The sequence below is a fragment of the Streptomyces sp. NPDC058632 genome (assembly GCF_042717095.1).
Lineage (GTDB): Bacteria > Actinomycetota > Actinomycetes > Streptomycetales > Streptomycetaceae > Streptomyces.
On record NZ_JBHXQZ010000188.1, the window covers coordinates 1 to 3,208 of the forward strand.

The window sequence follows — 3,208 nt, forward strand, 5'->3', positions numbered from 1 at the left end:
GCCCCGGGGCGGGGCCGGGCAGCACGCCGGTCACGATGGCCGGCGCGGCGGCCGGTCACAGCGGCCGCCGCGGCGCCGCCCGGTGTCAGGCGGTGCTGAACTCGACCGGCAGGCGGTCCAGCCGCGTCTCCCAGGTGGAGGCGGTGGAGGACAGCTCGTCCGGCGGCACCGCGAGGCGCAGGTCCCGCAGCCGGTGCAGCAGCACGTCCACGGCGATCTCGATGATGGCCTGGCCGATGTTCTGGCCGGGGCATTCGTGCGGTCCCCCGCTGAACGCCAGGTGCGACTGGTTGCCCTGGACGGACACCCCGGTGTCCGGGCGGATCTCGGGGTCCTGGTTGCCCGCCGCGAGGCCCAGGAGCAGCAGATCACCCTCCCGCACCCGGTGCCCGCCGATCTCCAGGTCACTGGTGGCGAACCGGCCCGGCAGCACCGCGAGCGGCGGGCTGTTCCACATGACCTCCTCGATCACCGCCGAGATGTTCAGCCGGCCGCTGATCAGCCCGGACAGCCGCGCGGTATCGGTGAGGACCAGCTGGAGCACCCGGGCGAGCAGGTTGCTGGTGGTGGTGTGCCCGGCGATCAGCACCAGGCGCAGATGGCTGACCACCTCGTCCTCGTCGAGCCCGGCGTGGTGGGCCAGCAGGGCGGTGGTGAGGTCGCTGCCGGGTTCGGACCGCTTGCGGACGACGAGCGCGCCCAGGATCTCCTGAATGCGTATGTCGTGCGTGACGGCCTCCTCGCCGCCCTTGAGGACCTGGGCACAGGACTCGACCAGGTCGCGTCCTTCGGCCTCGGGCAGCCCCAGGACGCGGGTGATGACCAGCATCGGCAGATACTCGGCGTAGTCGCTCACCAGATCGGCGCGTCCGGTGTCCGCGAAGACGTCGATCTCCTTGTTCGCGAAGTGCGTGGCGTGCCGGCGGATACCGCGGCCGGCGGCGGCCTGGAGCCCGTCGGTGACGGCTCCGCGCAGCCTGCGGTGCGGCTCGCCGTCCTGGGAGACGCAGTCGGGGCGCCAGCCGAGCATCGGGACGAGCGGTGAGGTGTCCGCCACGCGCCCGTCACGCTGGTCGCGCCAGATCCGGGCGTCCCGGGTGAACTGGCGGGGGTTGTCGAGGACCCGCCGGTTGTCCCGGTAGCCGAGCACCAGCCAGGCCGGCACGTCGCCCTCCAGAAGCACCGGCGCGACCGATCCGTGTTCCTTGCGCAGCCGCTCGTGGAGGCCGGCCGGGTCGGCGGCCAGATCCGGCCCGTACAGCCGGGCGAGGTCCGCGCCGTGGTGGGCCACGGGACAGCCGCGGGCGGCGCCGGGGTCGTTCCCGGCCGGATCGCTCATCGGGACTCCGCGGCCAGGGCCGAGCGGTCCCGCAGATGGTGGATGAGGGTGACGAGCACGTCGCGGCTGGCGGACCGGTCGCGGGCGTCGAAGGCCACGACCGGGATGTGCCCGGGGAGGTCCAGGGCGTCCCGGATCTCGTCCACCGGGTAGTCCTTGGAGTCGGGGAAGACGTTGAGGGCGATGACGAAGGGCACGTTCTGCCGTTCCATCTCCTCGATCGCCCGGAAACTGGAGGCCAGCCGCCGGGTGTCGACCAGCACGACCGCACCGAGCGCCCCCTTGAACAGCCCGTTCCACAGGAACCAGAAGCGTTCCTGGCCGGGCGTGCCGAACAGGTACAGCACCAGGCTGTCGTTGATGCCGATCTTGCCGAAGTCCAGGCTGACGGTGGTCTCCGTCTTGTCGGCGACGCCGACGAGCCGGTCGACGTCGGCACTGGCCTGGGTGAGGGTCTCCTCGGTGGTGAGCGGCTTGATGTCGCTGACCGACCGGACCATCGTGGTCTTCCCGGTACCGAAGCCGCCGGCGATCATCACCTTCACCGAGCGGGTGTCCCCGGCCGTTTGCCGACCGGCTTGGTCAAAGCCTTTCAAGTCCACTGAGTACCTCCTCAAGGAGCGCGAGGTCGGGCCCGCGGCCGGCGTCGTGGGCCGGAATGGGGTCACGGGCTTCGACGTGGCCTCCGTCCAGCAGGTCCGACAGCAGTACGGCGAGAATGTTGAACGGCAGCCCGAGGTGGGCGCCGAGTTCGGCCGCGGAGAGCGGTTCACGGCAGCGCCGGACGATCTCCTCGTGCTCGTGCTGCATCCCCGGCACGGGGGCCGAGCGGGAGACGACGAGGGTCGCCACGTCGAGACTCGACGCCGAACCGCCCGGTCCGCTGCGCCCTCCCGTGAGGACGTAGTAGCGCTCGAGACCGGACGGGTCCGACGGCCGTCGGGGAGCACTCATCCAGAGTGCTCCTCCAGGCGCACAGTGGTACCGAGCAGCTCGCCCATTCTGCGGGCGAGGTCCCTCATCTGGTGTCCGAGCAGGCCTTGGTCCAGGCCCTCGCGGGCGAGGACGCCGAGGTAGGTCTCCACGCCCGCGCGGACCACGAACAGATGGCCGCCGTCCACCTCGATCATCGCCAGCCGCAGCTGCCCCGCGTAGGCGGGGAACTGTTCGGCGACCGGCTGGGCCAGTGCCTGCAGGCCGGCGACCACGGCCGCGAAGCGGTCCACGTCGTCGGGGTCCTCCGCCCCGAAGGAGGTGATGGCCTTGCCGTCGCTGGAGGCCACAAGGGCGAAGCGGATCTCCTGGATGCTCTCGACGAGATCGCGGAGTGCCCAGCTCACGTCGTTTCCCTGGTGCGTCATGGGGTGTGGTCGCTCTCCTCGGTGCGGTGCTTCGTGGACTCACGTCCAGCGGGGGTGTCACCGGCGGCCGCCTCGGGCGCCGCGCCGGTGTCGCGTTCTCCGGACACGCGTTCGCCCGCGTCGCGCCCCGCGATGTCGCGGCCGGCGGTGGCGAAGGCGGCGAGCCCGGTGAAGGACGCGTCCGGTGGTACGGCGGTGACGGTGCTCCGGTCGCTGTGCCCGGCCCGTCCGGGCTGCCGCGGCTCGGCCTCGGTCCGCCTGCTGCTGCGCCGGCGGGGCAGTCCGCCGGGCGTGGTGTCCACCGCCCCGGCGGACTCGGGGAACGTGTCGGAGCCGGGTGTCTCGGCGGAGTCGGCCGGCCAGAGATCGGCCTCCCCGTCGTCGGTGACCGCGGTCCACGGCAGGACGGGCACCCCGGCACGGGCGGCCGCGGCGGGGGCGGCCGGGGCCTCGCCGGCCGCGGGCGGCGGGCTGAAGTACTTGTGCGGTACGACGACGACCACCGAGG

General features: G+C 72.5%; 4 protein-coding genes and 1 pseudogene. All 5 read right to left on the minus strand.

The window, feature by feature from the left end:
- Positions 1-85: 85 nt before the first annotated feature.
- On the minus strand, positions 86-1,339 hold the full coding sequence (locus ACFWVE_RS34820; RefSeq protein WP_384023216.1) for a cytochrome P450: 1,254 nt from the start codon (positions 1,337-1,339) through the stop codon (positions 86-88).
- A complete protein-coding gene (locus ACFWVE_RS34825) occupies positions 1,336-1,941 on the minus strand; it encodes an ATP/GTP-binding protein (RefSeq protein WP_384023219.1) in 606 nt (201 codons plus the stop codon). The genes ACFWVE_RS34820 and ACFWVE_RS34825 overlap by 4 nt, the downstream gene beginning before the upstream one ends.
- On the minus strand, positions 1,922-2,293 hold the full coding sequence (locus tag ACFWVE_RS34830; RefSeq protein ID WP_384023222.1) for a DUF742 domain-containing protein: 372 nt from the start codon (positions 2,291-2,293) through the stop codon (positions 1,922-1,924). The genes ACFWVE_RS34825 and ACFWVE_RS34830 overlap by 20 nt, the downstream gene beginning before the upstream one ends.
- Positions 2,290-2,700, minus strand: coding sequence for a roadblock/LC7 domain-containing protein (locus ACFWVE_RS34835; protein WP_266081642.1), 411 nt, complete (start codon positions 2,698-2,700; stop codon positions 2,290-2,292). Before ACFWVE_RS34835 ends, ACFWVE_RS34830 begins: the two co-directional genes overlap by 4 nt.
- A pseudogene (locus tag ACFWVE_RS34840) lies at positions 2,697-3,208 on the minus strand (hypothetical protein); the annotation flags it as partial. The pseudogene ACFWVE_RS34840 and the gene ACFWVE_RS34835, both read right to left, overlap by 4 nt.